The sequence below is a fragment of the Agrococcus sp. AC640b genome, from assembly GCF_979255995.1.
This window is the reverse complement of sequence record NZ_CEEDMM010000003.1, coordinates 20,366-38,985: the sequence shown is the minus strand read 5'-3', so window position 1 is coordinate 38,985 and position 18,620 is coordinate 20,366. Positions and strand designations below refer to the sequence as shown.

The following is an 18,620-nucleotide window of genomic DNA, read 5'->3' as shown; positions in this document are numbered from 1 at the left end:
CGGGCCGGGCGGCGTGCGCGACGCAGCACGTCAGACGGGCTCGACCTCGACGTCGATCTGCGCGGCGTCGAGCGCGGCGACGACGGCGACCGCGTCGTCCCAGTACGACGCGTAGTGGTTCGGATCCTGGTTGACCTGCACGGTGTGGGCGACGATCGTCGGCGCCATGCCGTCGCGACCGCCGACGTCGTCGAGCGCCTGGTAGAAGAGCACCGCCGAGCCGTACGCATCCATCCGGACCTCGTAGGGGCCCCAGTTCGTGCGCTGCTGGAACAGGCCGCGCGAGTCCGGGCCGGCCTCGTCGCCGAAGTCGACGACGACGAGGCTCGACTCGCCCATCGCCGTCATGACCGCGATCGTGCGGTCGCGGTCCGAGAGCCCGAGGTCGTCGCCGGCCTGCAGGATGATCGCCGCGTTCGCGAGCTGCTCGCGATCCCAGCCTGCGACGCCGGCGGGCAGCGCTCCCGTGACGGTCGCCGTCTGCTCCCACGGCTCGATGCGCGGCTGCAGCGCCCAGGCGAGCACGACGATCGCGAGCGTCGCAGCCGCGACGACGGCAGCGGCGATGCCGACGCGAGCGCGATCCTGCGCCGCTGCCTTCGCGCGCGCCGCCGCCGAGCGCGGGCGGCTCGCACGTGGGCGCCTCGGCGAGCGGCCGCGCGCGGAGGCGCGGCTGCTCGATCGCGTCGCTGAGGGCATCGGACAAGCCTAGGCGCGTCGCCCATGGGTGCGCCATGCGCTCGTCGGTGCGCGACGCACAGCATCCACGCGTAGCATCCGGAGACGATGGATTCGGTCCTGCTCTACGTCCTCGGCGTCGTCATCCTCGTGATCGGCCTCGCCGTGTCGATCGCGCTGCACGAGATCGGGCACCTGGTGCCCGCGAAGCGCTTCGGCGTGCGCGTCGGGCAGTACATGATCGGCTTCGGCCCGACGCTCTTCTCCCGCCGCAAGGGCGAGACCGAGTACGGCCTCAAGGCGATCCCGCTCGGCGGGTACATCTCGATGGCCGGCATGTTCCCGCCGAGGCGCGACGGCGAGGCGGCCCGTACCGCCTCGACGGGCTTCTTCGACACGCTCGTGCAGGATGCGCGAGACGTGTCGGAGGAGTCGATCGAGGAGGCGGGCGACGAGCGCACCTTCTACCGCCTGCCGGTGTGGAAGCGCATCGTCATCATGCTCGGCGGGCCCGCGATGAACCTGCTGCTCGCGGTGCTGCTGTACGGCATCGTGCTCGTCGGGTTCGGCACCGCGCAGCCGGGCACGACGATCGCGACGCTCTCGGAGTGCGTCATCCCTGCCAGCCAGGACCGCACCGAGTGCGCCGCCGACGACCCGGCCGCGCCGGCGGTCGCCGCCGGCATCGAGCCCGGCGACGTCATCGTGGCGATCGACGGCGAGCCGGTCGAGGGGTGGGCCGACGTGCAGGCGGACATCCGCGACGACGCCGGCGAGGAGCTGACGTTCACGGTCGAGCGCGACGGGGCGAGCCTCGACCTGCAGGTGACGCCGCTCGCGTCCGAGCGCTACGTGACCGACGCCGACGGCGCGGTCGTCGAGGTCGACGGCGAGCCGCAGGTCGAGACGGTCGGCTTCATCGGCATCGGACCGCAGTACGAGATCGTGCAGCAGCCCGTGACGGAGGTGCCCGTCGCGGTCGCCGACAACGTCGTGCGGGTCGTGCAGGTCATCGCGACGCTGCCCGTGCGACTCGTGGAGGTGGCGCAGGCGGCGTTCGGCGGCGGGGAGCGCGACCCCGAGGGGCCGATCTCGGTCGTGGGCGTCGGGCGCATCGCGGGCGAGATCGCCTCGCTCGACCAGGTGCCGATCGCCGAGCGCGCCTCGTCGATGCTCGGCATCCTCGCCTCGCTCAACGTCGCGCTGTTCGTGTTCAACCTCGTGCCGCTCATGCCGCTCGATGGCGGCCACGTGCTCGGTGCGGTGCTCGAGGCGATCCGCCGCGGGTTCGCGCGCATGCGGGGCCGTCCGGATCCGGGCCCGATCGACACGGCCAGGTGGGTGCCGGTGACGCTCGCGGTGACGGTGGTGCTCGGCCTGATGAGCGCCCTGCTGATCTACGCCGACATCATCAACCCCATCTCGATCCTGCCCTGACCGACCCGACTGGTCACCGTTGCACCTCGACTGGTCACCGTTGCCCCCGTAGGCCCCCTTCTCACGTGCAACCGTGACCAGTCAGGCCTCGGAGCGACGTCTCGCGAACGCGTCCGCGAGCCTCGGCAGCACTCGGGCTCGCGGATCGTGCATGTGGGACTTCGTCACGCGGATCACGATCCAGCCCGCGCGCTCCAGAGCCTCGCTGCGATCGATGTCGCGGGCGTACTGCCGCGCGTCGAGCCGGTGGTGCTCGCCGTCGTACTCCAGCGCGATCCGCAGGCGCGGCCACGCCATGTCGACGCGCGCGAGGAAGCGTCCGGCTGCATCCCGCACGTCGACGTTGCACGTCGGCTCGGGGTGGCCGGCCGCGAGGATCACGAGCCGCAGCTCGGTCTCGCGTGGCGACTCGACCCCGGACCGAGCCATCGCGATCGCCATGCGCAGCAGCGTCAGGCCGCGCGCACCGCGGAAGTGGTCGAGCCGCTCGAGCAGCTGCGCCTTCGTCGCACCGACACCATTGCGAGGCTGCAGCAGCCAGTCGGCGACCGCGACCATGGCATGCAGCGGCAGCAGGGTCGCGAGGTGGACGAAGGCGTCGAGTGGGTGCTCGACGCGGATGCCGTCGACCTCGACGACCTCCGCCTTGAGGCGATGCCCGACGACGCCGGGTCGACGCATCCTGGTGCCGAGCGTCGGGGATGCGAGGTGCACCGGGCCTCGCTGGTGCTCGAGGGGGATGGGCATGCCGTGCACGAGCGCGGCCGTGGTGTGCGAGAGGAACTGGTCGTCACGTGCGACGGATCGGACGGCGTCGAGGAACTGCGCGCGGGTGATCGTCGCGTCGTCGCCGCGGACGACGCGTGCGCCGACGACCGGAGCGAGGTAGCCGGGTCCGGCGAGCTGGCGGCGTGATCGTCCGCGGCCGAGCGCGTCGGAGACGGTGAAGGCGCGGTGGTCGGGCGAGGGCGGCAGGAGGTGGCTCATGCGCGGAGGATGGCTCGCCGAGCGCCCGCGCTCGCGACGCGTGCGCGTCCATGTGGACAGGCGCGGTTGTGAGGGACGAGCGCTCGGGGTTCCACGGTGCTGGCCCGGTGGACTGGTCGCGGTTGCACCTGAGACGGGGCTGCAGCGTGCAACCGCGACCAGTCGGGGTGCAACGGTGACCAGTCGGGGTGCAAGCGTGACCGGTGCTGGGGGTGCCGGGGCGCCCAGCGGCAGCCGTAGGCTGGGAGGCATGGCAGCCATCAACCTCGGCACGCCGGGTCCGCGCACGTTGGCCCCGCGCCGCAGGAGCAGGCGGATCCAGGTCGGCTCGGTCGCGGTCGGCGGCGACGCGCAGGTGTCGGTGCAGTCGATGACGACGACGAAGACCACCGACATCAACGCGACGCTGCAGCAGATCGCCGAGCTCACCGCGACCGGCTGCGACATCGTGCGCGTCGCCGTGCCGACGCAGGACGACGCCGACGTGCTGCACATCATCGCCAAGAAGAGCCAGATCCCCGTCATCGCCGACATCCACTTCCAGCCGAAGTACGTCTTCCAGGCGATCGACGCCGGATGCGCGGCCGTGCGCGTCAACCCAGGCAACATCCGCAGGTTCGACGACCAGGTCGCCGAGATCTCGAGGCGCGCGAAGGCCGCGGGCGTGAGCCTGCGCATCGGCGTCAACGCCGGCAGCCTCGAGCCGAGCCTGCTGCAGAAGCACGGCAAGGCGACGCCGGAGGCGCTCGTGGAGTCGGCCGTGTGGGAGGCGAGCCTGTTCGAGGAGCACGACTTCCACGACTTCAAGATCTCCGTGAAGCACAACGACCCCGTCACGATGGTGCAGGCGTATCGGCTCCTCGCCGAGCGCGGCGACTGGCCGCTGCACCTGGGCGTCACCGAGGCGGGCCCCGCGTTCCAAGGCACCATCAAGTCGGCGACGGCGTTCGGCATCCTGCTGGGCGAGGGCATCGGCGACACCATCCGCGTCTCGCTGTCTGCACCTCCCGTCGAGGAGGTGAAGGTGGGTCTGCAGATCCTGCAGTCGCTCGGCCTGCGCGAGCGTCGCCTCGAGATCGTCTCGTGCCCGTCGTGCGGTCGCGCGCAGGTCGACGTCTACACGCTCGCCGACGAGGTCACCGAGGGGTTGAAGGACGTGACGGTGCCACTGCGCGTCGCGGTGATGGGATGCGTCGTCAACGGCCCGGGGGAGGCCCGCGAGGCCGACCTGGGCGTCGCCTCCGGCAACGGCAAGGGGCAGATCTTCGTGAAGGGCGAGGTGGTCAAGACCGTGCCGGAGGCGGAGATCGTCGCGACGCTCATCGAGGAGGCACGGCGCATCGCCGCCGAGAACCCCGACCTGCCCTCCGGCGAGCCGACGGTCGTCACGACCGGCTCCTGACGTGGCGCGCATCCGCGTCCTCCAGCATCCCGCGCAGCGCCGCACGCTGGTCGTCCTCTCGATCGGGCAGGCGCTGGGCGGCGTCGGCAACGGCGTCGCGCTCGGCGTCGGCAGCCTGCTCGTGGAGCAGGTCACGGGCGACGCCGCGTTCGCGGGGCTCGCCGCGACGCTCCTGACCCTCGGCGGCGCGGTGCTCGCCGTGCCGCTCGCACGACTCGCCGTCGCGCGCGGCCGCAGGGCGGCGCTCACGTCGGGTGCGCTCATCGGCCTCGCCGGCACGTCGACGATCGTCGTCGGCGGCGCGGCGGGCGCGTGGCCGGTCGTGCTCGCAGGCTTCCTCGGGCTCGGCGCATCGGCGGCGGTCAACCTGCAGTCGCGCTTCGCTGCGACCGACCTGTCGGTGCGCGCGCACCGCGGCCGCGACCTGTCGATCGTGGTGTGGATGACGACGATCGGCGTCGTGATCGGCCCGCAGCTCATCCCTCCCGGCGACGCGATCGGCGTCGCGCTGGGGCTGCCGCACCTCGTCGGCGCCTACGTGATCGTCGGCGCGATGCAGGCGCTCGTGGCGGTGGCGCTCGCGATCGGGCTGCGTCCGGATCCGCTGCTCACGGCGCAGGCGATGCTGCGGCCAGAGGGATGGGCGCGCCTGCCGCAGCCGGGAGCCGGGTCGCAGGCGCCCGTCGCGAGCCCGGGGTCGGTGCCGCGACAGCCGCCGACCTCCGGCGTGTCCGCCCGTCTCCTCGACCATCCGCGCGCGCTGCTGGCGATCGTCGTCGTCGCGTGCGGGCACGCGACGATGGTGGGCATCATGGCGCTCACGCCCGTGCACCTCGAGCACGCAGGACAGTCGCTCGCCGCCGTCGCGATCACGATGAGCGCGCACACGGCGGGCATGTACGCCCTGTCGCCGGTGTTCGGCATCCTCGCCGACCGGGTGGGCAGGCTGCAGACGATCCTCGTCGGGCAGGCGCTGCTCGTCGCCTCGATCGTCGTGAACGTCGCGCTGCCGGTCGACCTCGCGCCGCTGTCGCTCGCGCTGCTCGGTCTCGGCTGGAGCGCGGCGACCGTCGCGGGCTCGACGCTCGTGAGCGAGAGCGCGCCCGAGGCGGTGCGGCCGCGCATCCAGGGGCGGTCGGATCTCGTGCAGGGCCTCACGGGTGCGTCGGCGGGCGCGGTCGCGGGCCCCATCCTCGGCCTCGCGGGCTACGCGGGGCTGTCGCTGGCGATGGCCGCGTTCGTCGTCGCGGGCTGCGTCGCGGCGATCGCCGCGGCCCGCACGCCTCGTCGCGGCTCGCAGAAGGGTCACGACGCGCCGACGTCAGCCGGCGTGCAGGCCTCACCCAGCGGGACCCTCGACGTTGCCACTACCGTCGGTGACGCACCACGGACGTCTCGGAAGGATCACACGTGAACGCAGTGCCGGGCCGCGCGCCCATCACGAAGGACGAGCTCGCCAGGGGCGGGCAGGTGATCCGGGCCGTGCAGCAGTCGTTCGCCTCGAAGGTCGTCGGCCAGGCAGACCTGCTGCAGTCGCTGCTGGTCGCGGTGCTCGCGAACGGGCACGTGCTGATGGAGTCGGTGCCGGGCCTCGCGAAGACGACGGCGGCTGCGACGCTCGCGCGCAGCGTCGCGGCGTCGTTCCACCGCATCCAGTGCACGCCCGACCTCCTGCCGTCGGACATCGTCGGCACGCAGATCTACGACCAGCACGACGGCTCGTTCCGCACGCAGCTCGGCCCGGTGCACGCGAACTTCGTGCTGCTCGACGAGATCAACCGGTCGAGCGCGAAGACGCAGTCGGCGATGCTCGAGGCCATGCAGGAGCGGCAGACGTCGATCGGCGGCGAGTCGCACCCGCTGCCGAAGCCGTTCCTCGTGCTGGCCACGCAGAACCCGATCGAGCAGGAGGGCACGTACACGCTGCCCGAGGCGCAGCTCGACCGCTTCCTGCTGAAGGAGATCCTCACGTATCCGACGCCGACCGAGGAGGCCGAGATCGTGCGCCGCATCGAGTCGGGCGTCTTCGAGTCGGAGTCGGCGCCCGTCGCCTCGGTCGAGGACGTGCAGTGGATGCAGGAGCTCACGAAGCGCGTCTACGTCGACCAGGCGATCGTGAACTACGTCGTGCAGCTCATGTACGTGACGCGGCACGCGAAGGACTACATCGGCGCGCAGCTCGCGGGCTACATCGAGTACGGCGCGAGCCCGCGCGGCTCGATCGCCTTCACGCAGGCGTCGCGTGCGCTGGCGCTCGTCCGCGGCCGCGACTACGTGATCCCCGAGGACATCAAGACCCTGCGGCACTCGATCCTGCGCCACCGCATCATCCTCGGCTACGAGGCGGAGGCCGATGGCGTGTCGAGCGAGCAGGTCGTCGACGCGATCTTCGACGCCGTCCGCACGCCGTAGGGGATCCCATGCAGCGCAGGCTCCAGAAGGTCAAGACGAAGATGGCGATCCACGCCCATCGTCGGACCTTCGAGCTGCTCGACGGCAACTACCAGTCGATCCACCACGGCCGCAGCCACGACTTCGACGACCTGCGCGAGTACGCCCCGGGCGACGAGGTGAAGGACATCGACTGGAAGGCGACGGCGAGGTCGACGACGCCGCTCGTGAAGCGGTACATCGCATCGCGGCAGCACAACGTGATCGTCGTGGTCGACACGGGTCGCAACATGGCGGCGACGGCCGAGAGCGGGGAGTCGAAGGAGGACGTCGCGATCCAGACGATCGGGATCCTGTCGTACCTTGCGATCAAGCACGGCGACCGGGTGGCGATGTACGCGGGCAACGCCGAGCACACGGGGTTCACGCCGGAGGGCGGCTCGGAGGCGCACCTCGAGCGGATGCTGCGCATGCTCGACGAGCAGATCTCGCTCGACGCGCCCGTGAGCGACCTGCAGCACGTGCTCGAGCAGGTCGCCCGTCGCGTCCGGCGGCGCTCGCTGGTCGTGATCGTGGCAGACGACCTCGCGTACACGCGCGAGCTCGACCAGATCCTCGGCCGCCTGCACGTGCGGCACGAGGTGCTGTGGATCTCGATCGGCGACGCCGACCTCATGGCGCGCGACGCGAAGGCGCCCGCCATCTTCGGCGTCGCAGGCGACGCGCCGCTGCCCGACTACATCCGCCGCGACAAGGCCCTCACGAAGGCGTACGACGAGGGCATCGCCGCGCGGCGCCGCACGTTGCAGCAGGAGCTGCTGGCGCTCGGCGTCGCCGCCGAGCGCATCCCGTCGTCGTCGGAGATCATCCCGGCCCTCTTCCGGCTGCTCGAGAGGCACCGTCGTGTTCGTCGTTGACGCCCCCGACCTGTACGGGCCGTTCCAGTACCAGCCCTGGTGGGTGCTGGGCGCGATGCTCGTCGTCGTGCTCGGCGTCGCCTACTTCGTCGTGTGGCTGTGCACGCGCCCGCGCGGCGTCCTCGTGCCGCCGCCCCCGCCGCCGCGCAAGGTCGACGTGCGATCGCTGAAGCAGAAGTACCTCGGGATGATCGACGAGGTCGCCCAGGAGCATGCGGCTGGCGAGCTCGATGCGCGCAGGCTCGCGCAGCGGCTCAGCCTCGTGCTGCGATTCTTCGCGCACGAGTCGACGGGCGTCGTCGCCGAGGTCATGACGCTCGAGGACCTCGCCGAGGCCGACCTGCCGGCCGTGCACGGCGCGGTCGCCGAGTACTACCCGTCGTCGTTCCGCCGATCGGCGCGCCACGACCCCGATGCTGCGATCGACATCGCCAGGAAGGTGGTGTCGACGTGGATGTAGGCCTGCTGCTGTGGTGGTGGATGCTGCCGTTGCTGCTCATCGTGGGCGGCGCCGTCGGCGCTCTCGCGCTCGTGCGCCGTCGGCGCGCGGAGCGCGGCAGGCCCGTGGCGCACCTCGACAGGCTGACGGAGCTGCCCAGGTACCGGAGGGCCTTCGCCCGCTACCGGGCGTGGACGGCGTTCGGGCTCGTGCTGCTCATCCTCACGGGCGTCGGCACCGCGTTCATCGCGGCGCGGCCGGCTGCCGTGAACGCGAACCAGAACGACGACTTCAAGCGCGACATCCTGCTGTGCCTCGACGTCTCCGGCTCGATGGTCGACGTCGACGCCGAGATCCTCGGCGTCTTCCAGGACATCGCAGCCGGACTCGACGGCGAGCGCATCGGCATGCGCATCTTCGACGCGTCGAGCGTCATGGCGTTCCCGCTCACGAGCGACTACGACTACATCATCGACCAGCTCGGCAGGTACGAGCGGGCGTTCTCGGGCAGCCTCGGCCCCGACGAGCAGTTCAACTACGCGGCGGGGACGTCGAACGGCAACGGCGCCTCGCTCGTGGGCGACGGCCTCGCGTCGTGCGCGCTCGACTTCGCCGACACCGACGACACCGACCGCCCGCGCTCGATCATCCTCGCGACGGACAACATGGTGAACGGCCAGCAGATCTTCTCGCTCGAGCAGGCGGGACAGCTCGCGATCGACAACGAGGTGCGCGTCTACGCGATCAACCCGTTCGACTTCGGCGGCGATCCCGTGTCCGCGCAGCTGCAGACGGTGTCGGAGACGACGGGCGGGGCGTACTTCGCGCTCGACTTCGCCGACACGGTCTCGAACATCGTGGAGCGCGTGAACGCGATCGAGGCCGGCTACATCGAGACGCCGCCGGAGGTGCAGATCGTCGACAGGCCCGGGCCGCTGCTGCCGCTGCTCATGGTGCTCGTCATCGGCGTGTGCATCGTGGCGTGGAGGGTGCGACTGTGACGTTCCTGCCGGACATCCCGATCGGCCTGCTCGTCGTCGTCGGCGTCGCGCTCGTGGGCCTGTGCGCGTGGCGGCTCGTCGCCGAGCGCGGCAGGCGCATCCACTGGGTGCGGCGCACCCTGATGGCGTTGCTCGTCGTCGCGATGGTCGCGCGTCCCGGCGTGCCGGGCGGCGAGGTGCCGACGGGGTCGATCAACGTGAACGTGTTCCTCGTCATCGACACGTCGCAGTCGATCGCAGCGGAGGACTGGGGCGATGCGGAGGCGCGCATCCAGGGCATCCGCGACGACGTGCGCGACGTGGCGTTCGCGTTCGCGGGCTCGAACATCTCGGTCATCACGTTCGACTCGGAGCCGCAGCTGCGGGTGCCGCTCACCGACGACGGCTCCGCCGTCATCGAGCTCGTCAACGCGCTGCGTCCGGAGATCGGCTTCTTCTCGCAGGGCTCGTCGATCTCGGCGGCGCGCGACCTGCTGCAGCAGGAGGTGGAGCGCGCCGACGTGTCGCATCCTGGCGCCCCGACGCTCGTGTTCTACATGGGCGACGGCGAGCAGACCGCCGAGGCGCCGCCGGAGTCGTTCGACACGGTCGCGCCGCTGATCGACTCGGGCTTCGTGCTCGGCTACGGCACCGAGGAGGGCGGCCGCATGCAGGAGTCGACGTTCGACCAGGCCGCGGAGCCCACGTACGTGCAGGATCCGGCCGGCGGCGACGCCATCAGCCGCATCGACGAGGGTGCGCTGGAGGAGGTCGCGGGGCAGATGGGCGTCAGCTACCTCCACCGCACGGCCGACGTCGACCTCGCGCCGTCGTTGGATGCGATGACGTCGCAGCAGGGCGAGGTCGACCTGTCGCAGTACGAGGAGGCGAGGCTCGACCTCTACTGGGTGCTCGCCGTGCCGCTGTTCCTGCTGCTGACGTGGGAGCTGTTCGTGTTCGCTTCCGCGGTGCGGCTGCGGTCGGGCCCGGGGAGGCGCTGATGGCCAGGCGACGGATGACCGACGATGCGCGGCGCAGGCTGCGCCGCATCCTCATGATCGCACTCGCGCCGGTCGCGCTCGTCGGATTGGTGCTCGCTGGCAAGCTCGTGAGCGTCAACGCGTTCGCGGACGCCGCGCAGAACGCCTACGAGCGACGTGCGTACCAGGAGGCGCAGACGCAGGCGGAGGGCGCGATGTGGCCCGTCAACGGCATCGAGCCGTGGAAGGGGCCGTACAACGTGGGCGTCGCGCTGGGCATGCGCGGCGAGCTCGAGGATGCGCGCGGTCGGCTCGAGGAGGCGCTGGAGCTCAACGGCGAGGAGGGGTCGAACGAGTACTGCATCATCCTCACCTCGATCGTGTACGTCGTGGAGAAGCAGGGCGACGCCGCCCGCGAGGCTGACGATCCCGCGACGGCGAACGGCCTGTACCAGGAGGCGCTCGGCATCATCGACGCGGCCCCCGAGGGATGCTTCGCGGAGCCATCGAGCATCCAGGCGGACACGGGGGAGCAGCTCGAGCAGTCGGTGCCGCGCATCGAGGAGAAGATCGAGGAGCAGGACGGCGGCGGGGACGACGAGTCGGAGGAGGAGTCCGAGGGCGGCGAGTCCGAGGAGGAGTCCGAGGGCGAGTCCGAGGGGCAGACGCAGCAGGAGCAGCTCGACCAGCAGAACCAGGACGCGCAGGAGCAGCAGCAGCAGCAGGACGAGTACAACCAGCAGCAGGGCGAGGAGTCCGGCGGCGGGGGCGTCGAGCGGCCGTGGTGACGGTGCGGGTCGCTCGGACCCGCGTGCGTGACCGTCGAGGTCGCTGCGGCTCGTAGGATCATGGGGTGATCCGGCTCTCCCAGCTCTTCCTCACCACCCTCCGCGACGACCCTGCCGAGGCGGATGCCGCGAGCCACCGGCTGCTGCTGCGCGCCGGCTACATCCGCAGGGCCGGCTCCGGCCTGTTCGCGTGGCTGCCGCTGGGCTTGCGGGTGCGTCGTCGCATCGAGGCGATCGTCCGCGAGGAGATGACGGCCGCTGGTGCGCAGGAGGTGCTGTTCCCCGGCTTGCTGCCGCGTGAGCCGTACGAGCGCACGGGTCGGTGGACGGAGTACGGCGACGGCATCTTCCGCCTGCAGGATCGCAAGGGCGCCGACCATCTGCTCGCGCCGACGCACGAGGAGGTCTTCACGCTGCTCGTGCAGGACGTCGTGTCGTCGTACAAGCAGCTGCCGCTGACGATCTACCAGATCCAGGACAAGTACCGCGACGAGACGCGACCCCGCGCCGGCCTGCTGCGGGCGCGCGAGTTCACGATGAAGGATGCGTACTCGTTCGACGTCGACGACGCGGGGCTCGCACGCAGCTACCAGGCGCAGCGCGACGCGTACGAGCGCATCTTCCGGCGCCTGGGTCTCGAGTACGTCATCGTCGCAGCCGACGCTGGTGCCATGGGTGGCTCGCGTTCCGAGGAGTTCCTCACGCCCACGCCCATCGGCGAGGACGCGTTCGTGCGCTCGGCAGGCGGCTACGCCGCGAACGTCGAGGCGTTCACGACGCTCGCGCCCGCTGCGATCGCGTTCGACGACGCACCCGCCGCGGTCGTGCACGACACTCCGGCGACGCCGACCATCCAGACGCTCGTCGATCATGCGAACGCGCACCAGCCGCGCGAGACGCCGTGGACGGCTGCCGACACGCTGAAGAACGTCGTGCTGCGCCTCACGCACCTCGATGGCTCGCGCGAGCTCGTCGTCGTCGGGATGCCCGGCGACCGCGACGTCGACGAGAAGCGTGCGGAGGTCGCGTTCCAGCCTGCGACGGTCGAGCCCGCCACCGAGGCGGACTTCGCGGCGAACCCCGGTCTCGTGAAGGGCTACATCGGGCCGTGGTCGCCTGCGGGCGCCGTGCTGGGCGAGGAGTCGGTCACCGGCATCCGCTACCTGCTCGACCCGCGCGTCGTCGACGGCACGACGTGGCTCACGGGTGCGAACGAGGACGGCAGGCACGTGTTCGGCCTCGTCGCCGGTCGCGACTTCGCCGGCGACGGCTGGGTGGAGGTCGCGTCGGTGCGCGCTGGCGACCCCGCGCCCGACGGCTCGGGTCCCGTGACGATCGAGCGCGGCATGGAGATCGGCCACGTCTTCCAGCTGGGCCGCAAGTACGCGGAGGCGCTCGGGCTGCAGGTGCTCGACGAGTCGGGTCGTCTGCAGACGGTGACGATGGGCTCGTACGGCGTCGGCGTCACGCGCAACCTCGCTGCGATCGTCGAGGCGCACCACGACGAGAAGGGCATCGTGTGGCCGCGAGAGATCGCGCCGTTCGACGTGCACGTCGTCGCGACGGGTCGCGACGCGGCGGTGCTCGAGATCGCCGAGCGGCTCGTGGTCGAGATCGAGGCGTCGGGCCTCGAGGTGCTCTTCGACGATCGTCCGAAGGTGAGCCCGGGCGTGAAGTTCGGCGACGCCGAGCTGATCGGCGTGCCGCGCGTGGTCGTCGTGGGGCGCGGCGCCGCCGACGGCCTCGGCGAGCTGTGGGATCGCGAGACGGGGGAGCGCACCGAGGTGCGCCTCGACGAGGTCGTCGCCCGCCTGGCCGACTGACCCGCCGCTCGCAGCGGCTGCTGCGACGAGGGGCGTCAGCGCACGTGCGCTGACGCCCCTCGTCGTGGCGTGGACCGTCAGCGCACGGCGTCTGCTGAGGCGGGCGGCACGGTCGGCACCTGGCCGGTGACGGACTCGACGCTCTCCCACACCTCGATGCCTCGCACCTCGGGCAGCCGGTCGCGCGTGAACACGGGGTCGAGGCCGGCGCGGCGCTGGTCGGTGTAGTCCTTGAGCACCTTGAACGCGACGCCGGAGAGCGCGGCGATCGCCACGAGGTTGATGAGCGCCATGACGCCCATGATGGTGTCGGCCGTGTTCCAGATCGCGTCGGTCGCGGCGACGGAGCCGAGGAGCACGGCGGCGACGACGAGGATGCGGTAGCCGACGATCGCGCCGCGCCGCTTCGTGATGAAGGCGATGTTCGACTCGCCGTAGTAGTAGTTCCCGATGATCGACGAGAAGGCGAGCATGAAGACGATCACCGACAGCACGGGGCCGGACCACGCGCCGAGCGTGCCGGTCACGGCGTCGAACGTCAGCGCGATGCCGCGCTCGCCTGCCGTGATGTCGTCGGTGCCGACGAGGATGATGAACGCCGTGATCGAGCACACGAGGAACGTGTCGAAGTAGACGCCGAGCGACTGCACGAGCCCCTGCTTGGCGGGGTGCGTCGTGGCGGCGGAGGCGCCGGCGTTCGGCGCTGAGCCGAGGCCGGCCTCGTTCGAGAACATGCCGCGCTTGACGCCCTGCATGATGATGACGCCTAGCGCACCGCCCGCGATCTCCTGGAAGCCGAAGGCGCCGGCGTAGATCTCGCCGAGCACGCGCGGCACCTCGGTGACGCGGATGGCGACGATCGCGAGGCCGATGAGCAGGTACGCCAGGGCCATGACGGGCACGAGCTTGTCGGTCACCGACGCGATGCGACGCACGCCGCCGAAGACGATGAGGCCCGTGAGGAGCGCCACGGCGATGCCGCACGCCCAGGGCAGCCACGGCTGGTCGCCGACGGTGCTCGCAGCCGTCGCGGCGATCGTGTTGGCCTGCAGCATCGAGAACGCGAACGGGAAGCACACGATGAGCACGATCGCGAACGCGATGCCCATCCAGCGTGCGCCGAGGCCGCGCTGCATGTAGTACGCGGGGCCGCCGCGGAAGCCGTCCTCGTCGCGGTGCTTGTAGACCTGCGCGAGGGTCGACTCGATGAAGGCCGATGCCGCGCCGAACAGCGCCATCGTCCACATCCAGAAGACCGCACCGGGGCCGCCGACGAAGATCGCGGTGCCGACGCCCGCGATGTTGCCGACGCCGACGCGCGACGCGGCGGAGATCGTGAACGCCTGGAAGGACGACACGGACTGCGTGCGTCCCGTCGAGGGGTCCGTCGGCGTCTTGTCGCGCAGCACGCGGAACATGTCGGGCAGCAGCCGCAGCTGCACGACGCCCGAGCGTGCGGTGAAGTAGATGCCCAGCACGGCGAGCACGGGCAGGACGACCCACGTCCAGAGGCCGTCGCCTGCCCAGAGGATGAACTCGTTGTACTGCTCGTTCAGCGCTTCCATGCCCAGAGCATAGGCAGACACGAGCCCCGTCGGCGATCCGACCGTCGATGCCGCGCCGCACGAGCGGGTCCGCATCGGGTAACCTCGAAGGTCTGCCCGACCCACAACTGCATACCAGGAGGCGCCCCCATGGAGATCGATCTCAGCGTGCTGAAGACGCTCGAGCGCGAGCGCGAGGTCCCGTTCGACGAGCTCGTGCGCATCACCGAGCACGCGATCATGCAGGCGTACCTGCGTTCGCAGGAGCACCGCGGCAGCGACGCGCCGAAGGTGCGCGTGACGATCGACCGCAGGTCGGGGCTCGTGCAGGTCTTCGAGACCGAGACCGACGAGGACGGCAACGCCATCGGCGAGGCGCCGGTCGCGCAGGAGGACTTCGGTCGCATCGCCGCAGCGGCGGCGAAGCAGGTCATCTTCGAGCGTCTCCGTGCGCACTCCGACGAGTCGATCCTCGGCTCGTTCAAGGATCGCGAGGGCGAGATCGTCGCCGGCGTCGTCCAGCAGGGACCGAACCCGCGCATGGTCTACGTGCAGATCGGCGAGGTCGAGGCGATCATGCCGCCCGAGGAGCGCGTCCCGGGCGCGGAGTACCGGCACGGCCAGCGCATCCGCGTGCTCATCACGAAGGTCGAGCGGGGCCGCACCGGCCCGCAGGTCACCGTGTCGCGCACGCACCCGGCGCTCGTGCGCAGGCTCTTCGCGCACGAGGTCCCCGAGATCGCCAGCGGCCAGGTCGAGATCGTCGCGATCGCCCGCGAGGCGGGCCACCGCTCGAAGATCGCCGTGATCGCGAAGGCGCCCGGCATCAACGCGAAGGGTGCCGCGATCGGCGAGCTCGGCTCGCGCGTGCGCGCCGTGCAGTCGGAGCTCGGCGACGAGAAGATCGACATCGTCGACTACTCCGACGACCTCGCGACGTTCGTCGCGAACGCCCTGAGCCCCGCGAGGGTCACGGAGGCGTTCGTGCTCGACGCGAAGCTCAAGGCGGTCCGGGCGCTCGTGCCCGACTTCCAGCTGTCGCTCGCGATCGGCAAGGAGGGGCAGAACGCCCGTCTCGCGGCGAAGCTGACGGGCTCCAAGATCGACATCCAGCCCGACTCGGTCATGGACGAGTAGGGAATCGGAACTCGAATCCTCGCGTTGGGATAGACTGATGCCCATCCGCATGTGCCTCGGCTGCCGCGTGCGCTGCGAGCAGGACGCCTTGGTGCGTCTCGCTGCGGCGAACGGCGCGGTGGTCGTCGACGAGAGTCGGCGGCTGCCTGGCAGGGGCGCATGGGTGCATCGGGATGCCGCATGCGTCGAGCGGGCGACGAGATCGCTCGCACACGCGCTGCGGTCGAAGCACCTCGACGCGACGCCCGTCACGGACTGGGCGACACGGTTGGCCGGCGACGGTCACGACAGGAAGACAGAAACCACCATGGACAACTGATGAGCGGCTCGAGATGAGACCCGTCAGCTAGATCGTCCGTCCCTGCTCGGGGTCGGACCCCGAACAGGAGAACAAGTGGCAAACCCACGTGTGCATGAGATCGCCGCCGAGCTCGGCGTCGAGAGCAAGGTCGCGCTCGCGAAGCTGAAGGAGATGGGGGAGTTCGTCAAGGGCCCCGCATCCGCCGTCGCTCCGCCGGTCGCGCGCAAGCTGAAGGCCGCCCTCGAGGAGGCCGGCGTCGCGAAGCAGCCGGAGGCTGCAGCAGCGCCCGCGCAGGCGAAGCCTGCATCGAAGCCCGCAGCCAAGCCGGGCGCCAAGCCCGCGGCGGCGAAGCCCGCAGCAGCAGCGGCGCCCGAGCCCGCGGCACCCGCCGAGCAGGCAGCGGCACCCGCGCCCGCCGCGACGCCCGAGACGGCAGCGCCCGCACCTGCGGCGACGCCCGACGCGGCACCCGCGGCAGAGCCGACGACGCCGGCGGCCCCCGCCGCTGCGACGCCCGGCGCGCCCACCCCGAACGCCATCCCGCGCCCGATGGCGCGGCCGGGCGCGCCCAGGCCCGGCAACAACCCCTTCGCGTCGTCGCAGGGCATGGGTCGTCCGCGTGGCGGCAACAACCCGTTCACGGCTCGTCCGACCCGTGACTCCCCGCGTCCGGGCGCTCCGCGTCCCGGCGCACCCCGTCCGGGCGCTCCGCGTCCCGGCTCGCCTCGTCCCGGCGCTCCGCGCGGCGGCCAGGGCGGCCCCGGTGGCGGCGGCGGCCTCGGCTTCCAGCGTCCCGGCGCCGGCCAGCCCGGTCGTGGCGCTCCCGGTCGCGGCGGTCCCGCCTTCGCAGGCCGTCGCGGTCGTGGCCCCGGTGGCACGGCTGGCGCGTTCGGCAAGGGCGGCGGCAAGGCGAAGTCGCGCAAGTCGAAGCGCACGAAGCGGCTCGAGTTCGAGATGCGCGAGGCGCCGTCGCTGGGCGGCGTGCGCGTCCGTCGTGGCGACGGTGCGGTGGTCCGCATGCGCCGAGGCGCATCGATCTCCGACTTCGCCGACAAGATCGACGTGAGCCCCGGCGACCTCGTGCAGGTGCTCTTCCACCTGGGCGAGATGGCCACGGCCACGGAGTCGCTCGACGAGTCGACGTTCGAGATCCTCGGCGAGGAGCTCGGCTACCGCATCCAGATCGTGAGCCCCGAGGACGAGGACAAGGAGCTCCTCGAGGGCTTCGGCCTCGACCTCGCGCAGGAGCTCGAGGACGAGGACGACGACGAGCTGGAGTTCCGCGCGCCCGTCGTCACCGTCATGGGTCACGTCGACCACGGCAAGACGCGTCTGCTCGACGCGATCCGCAAGACGAACGTCATCTCCGGCGAGGCCGGCGGCATCACGCAGCACATCGGTGCGTACCAGGTGTACCGCGAGCACGAGGGCATCGAGCGTGCGGTGACGTTCATCGACACCCCCGGTCACGAGGCCTTCACGGCCATGCGTGCCCGCGGTGCCCGCGTCACCGACCTCGCGATCCTCGTGGTCGCGGCCGACGACGGCATCATGCCGCAGACGGTCGAGGCGCTGAACCACGCGCAGGCCGCAGGCGTGCCGATCGTGGTCGCGGTCAACAAGGTCGACAAGGAGGGTGCGAACCCCGCCAAGGTGCGCCAGCAGCTCACCGAGTACAACCTCGTGGCCGAGGAGTACGGCGGCGACGTCATGTTCGTCGACGTCTCGGCGCTCTCGGGCCTCGGCATCGAGCAGCTCATCGAGGCCGTCCTCCTCACGGCGGACGCCGGGCTCGACCTGCGCGCCAACCCCAACAAGGAGGCGCGCGGCGTCGCGATCGAGGCTCGCCTCGACAAGGGCCGCGGTGCGGTCACGACCGTGCTCATCCAGTCGGGCACGCTGCGCGTGGGCGACGCGATCGTCGCGGGCACGGCCTACGGCCGCGTGCGCGCCATGACCCTCGACGACGGCACCCCCGTCGACGAGGCGTGGCCGTCGATGCCCGTCCAGGTGCAGGGCCTCTCGTCGGTCCCGCGCGCAGGCGACACCTTCCTCGTCACCGAGGAGGACCGCACGGCGCGTCAGATCGCCGAGAAGCGCGAGGCCGTCGAGCGCAACGCGCTGCTGGCGAAGGGTCGCAAGCGCATCTCGCTCGAGGACTTCAAGACCGCGCTCGACCAGGGCAAGGTCGAGACCCTCAACCTCATCATCAAGGGCGACGTGTCCGGTGCGGTCGAGGCGCTCGAGGAGTCGCTGCTCAAGATCGAGATCGACGACTCGGTCGACCTGCGCATCATCCACCGAGGCGTCGGTGCCGTCACCGAGTCCGACGTGAACCTCGCGACGGTCGACTCCGCCGTCATCGTGGGCTTCAACGTGCGCCCCGACCCGAAGGCGCGCGAGCGTGCAGCCCGCGAGGGCGTCGACGTCCGCTTCTACAACGTCATCTACGCAGCGATCGACGACATCGAGAGCTCGCTGAAGGGCATGCTGAAGCCGGAGTACGAGGAGGTCCAGTCGGGCGTCGCGGAGATCCGGGAGGTGTTCCGCTCGTCGAAGTGGGGCAACATCGCCGGTGTCATCGTGCGCTCCGGCACGATCACCCGCAACGCGAAGGCTCGCGTCATCCGCGATGGCGTCGTGCTCGCGGACGGTCTGTCGATCGAGTCGCTGCGCCGCTTCAAGGACGACGTCACCGAGGTCAAGACCGACTTCGAGTGCGGCATCGGCCTCGGCAAGTTCAACGACCTCCAGGAGGGCGACGAGATCGAGACCATCGAGATGGTCGAGAAGCCTCGCGTCTGAGTCGTGACGCG

The 18,620-nt window shown here is 71.1% G+C and carries 16 protein-coding genes; 13 read left to right on the top strand and 3 right to left on the bottom strand.

Translation table 11 applies throughout. From position 1 onward, the window contains the following. Nucleotides 1–30: 30 nt before the first annotated feature. Nucleotides 31–699 carry a transglycosylase SLT domain-containing protein gene (locus tag ACZ6H8_RS01830; RefSeq protein WP_464143789.1) on the bottom strand — a complete coding sequence of 223 codons (669 nt, stop codon included), beginning with the start codon at nucleotides 697–699 and terminating at the stop codon, nucleotides 31–33. 87 nt (nucleotides 700–786) lie between these two features. Between ACZ6H8_RS01830 and ACZ6H8_RS01825 the strand changes: the two genes are divergently transcribed. Then, nucleotides 787–2,115, top strand: a complete 1,329-nt coding sequence (locus ACZ6H8_RS01825; RefSeq protein ID WP_464143788.1) for a M50 family metallopeptidase — start codon at nucleotides 787–789, stop codon at nucleotides 2,113–2,115. A gap of 81 nt (nucleotides 2,116–2,196) precedes the next feature. On the opposite strand, the gene ACZ6H8_RS01820 is transcribed toward ACZ6H8_RS01825, so the two are convergent. Continuing rightward, nucleotides 2,197–3,102, bottom strand: a complete 906-nt coding sequence (locus tag ACZ6H8_RS01820; RefSeq protein WP_464143787.1) for an endonuclease domain-containing protein — start codon at nucleotides 3,100–3,102, stop codon at nucleotides 2,197–2,199. A 250-nt stretch (nucleotides 3,103–3,352) separates the two neighbouring features. On the opposite strand from ACZ6H8_RS01820, the gene ispG reads away from it, so the two are divergent. The 9 genes from ispG to ACZ6H8_RS01775 all read left to right on the top strand — a co-directional run bounded on the left by ispG (nucleotide 3,353) and on the right by ACZ6H8_RS01775 (nucleotide 12,822). After that, nucleotides 3,353–4,504, top strand: a complete 1,152-nt coding sequence (gene ispG, locus ACZ6H8_RS01815) for a flavodoxin-dependent (E)-4-hydroxy-3-methylbut-2-enyl-diphosphate synthase (RefSeq protein WP_464143786.1) — start codon at nucleotides 3,353–3,355, stop codon at nucleotides 4,502–4,504. A 1-nt stretch (nucleotide 4,505) separates the two neighbouring features. Further along, nucleotides 4,506–5,918, top strand: a complete 1,413-nt coding sequence (locus ACZ6H8_RS01810) for an MFS transporter (RefSeq protein WP_464143784.1) — start codon at nucleotides 4,506–4,508, stop codon at nucleotides 5,916–5,918. Further along, complete coding sequence (locus ACZ6H8_RS01805) at nucleotides 5,915–6,916, top strand: AAA family ATPase (protein WP_464143782.1); 1,002 nt, start codon at nucleotides 5,915–5,917, stop codon at nucleotides 6,914–6,916. The genes ACZ6H8_RS01810 and ACZ6H8_RS01805 overlap by 4 nt, the downstream gene beginning before the upstream one ends. A gap of 8 nt (nucleotides 6,917–6,924) precedes the next feature. Further along, nucleotides 6,925–7,812, top strand: a complete 888-nt coding sequence (locus tag ACZ6H8_RS01800; protein ID WP_464143781.1) for a DUF58 domain-containing protein — start codon at nucleotides 6,925–6,927, stop codon at nucleotides 7,810–7,812. Continuing rightward, on the top strand, nucleotides 7,799–8,272 hold the full coding sequence (locus ACZ6H8_RS01795; RefSeq protein WP_464143779.1) for a hypothetical protein: 474 nt from the start codon (nucleotides 7,799–7,801) through the stop codon (nucleotides 8,270–8,272). The genes ACZ6H8_RS01800 and ACZ6H8_RS01795 overlap by 14 nt, the downstream gene beginning before the upstream one ends. Continuing rightward, nucleotides 8,263–9,252 (top strand): vWA domain-containing protein, encoded by a 990-nt coding sequence (locus ACZ6H8_RS01790; RefSeq protein ID WP_464143777.1) that lies wholly within the window; start codon nucleotides 8,263–8,265, stop codon nucleotides 9,250–9,252. The genes ACZ6H8_RS01795 and ACZ6H8_RS01790 overlap by 10 nt, the downstream gene beginning before the upstream one ends. Next, on the top strand, nucleotides 9,249–10,232 hold the full coding sequence (locus ACZ6H8_RS01785; RefSeq protein ID WP_464143776.1) for a VWA domain-containing protein: 984 nt from the start codon (nucleotides 9,249–9,251) through the stop codon (nucleotides 10,230–10,232). The genes ACZ6H8_RS01790 and ACZ6H8_RS01785 overlap by 4 nt, the downstream gene beginning before the upstream one ends. Before the next feature lie 14 nt (nucleotides 10,233–10,246). Further along, complete coding sequence (locus ACZ6H8_RS01780; protein WP_464143774.1) at nucleotides 10,247–10,999, top strand: hypothetical protein; 753 nt, start codon at nucleotides 10,247–10,249, stop codon at nucleotides 10,997–10,999. A 65-nt stretch (nucleotides 11,000–11,064) separates the two neighbouring features. Next, the gene (locus tag ACZ6H8_RS01775) at nucleotides 11,065–12,822 is read left to right on the top strand and encodes a proline--tRNA ligase (RefSeq protein WP_464143773.1); all 1,758 of its coding nucleotides are present in this window, start codon (nucleotides 11,065–11,067) and stop codon (nucleotides 12,820–12,822) included. Between the two features lie 77 nt (nucleotides 12,823–12,899). On the opposite strand, the gene ACZ6H8_RS01770 is transcribed toward ACZ6H8_RS01775, so the two are convergent. Then, a complete protein-coding gene (locus ACZ6H8_RS01770) occupies nucleotides 12,900–14,387 on the bottom strand; it encodes an alanine/glycine:cation symporter family protein (RefSeq protein ID WP_464143771.1) in 1,488 nt (495 codons plus the stop codon). Nucleotides 14,388–14,516: 129 nt separating this feature from the next. Between ACZ6H8_RS01770 and nusA the strand changes: the two genes are divergently transcribed. The 3 genes from nusA (at nucleotide 14,517) to infB (ending at nucleotide 18,609) form a co-directional block, all read left to right on the top strand. Continuing rightward, nucleotides 14,517–15,503 carry a transcription termination factor NusA gene (nusA, locus tag ACZ6H8_RS01765; RefSeq protein ID WP_464143769.1) on the top strand — a complete coding sequence of 329 codons (987 nt, stop codon included), beginning with the start codon at nucleotides 14,517–14,519 and terminating at the stop codon, nucleotides 15,501–15,503. A gap of 37 nt (nucleotides 15,504–15,540) precedes the next feature. Beyond that, nucleotides 15,541–15,822 (top strand): YlxR family protein, encoded by a 282-nt coding sequence (locus ACZ6H8_RS01760; RefSeq protein WP_464143767.1) that lies wholly within the window; start codon nucleotides 15,541–15,543, stop codon nucleotides 15,820–15,822. A gap of 75 nt (nucleotides 15,823–15,897) precedes the next feature. After that, nucleotides 15,898–18,609, top strand: a complete 2,712-nt coding sequence (gene infB / locus ACZ6H8_RS01755) for a translation initiation factor IF-2 (RefSeq protein ID WP_464143766.1) — start codon at nucleotides 15,898–15,900, stop codon at nucleotides 18,607–18,609. Nucleotides 18,610–18,620 lie beyond the last annotated feature (11 nt).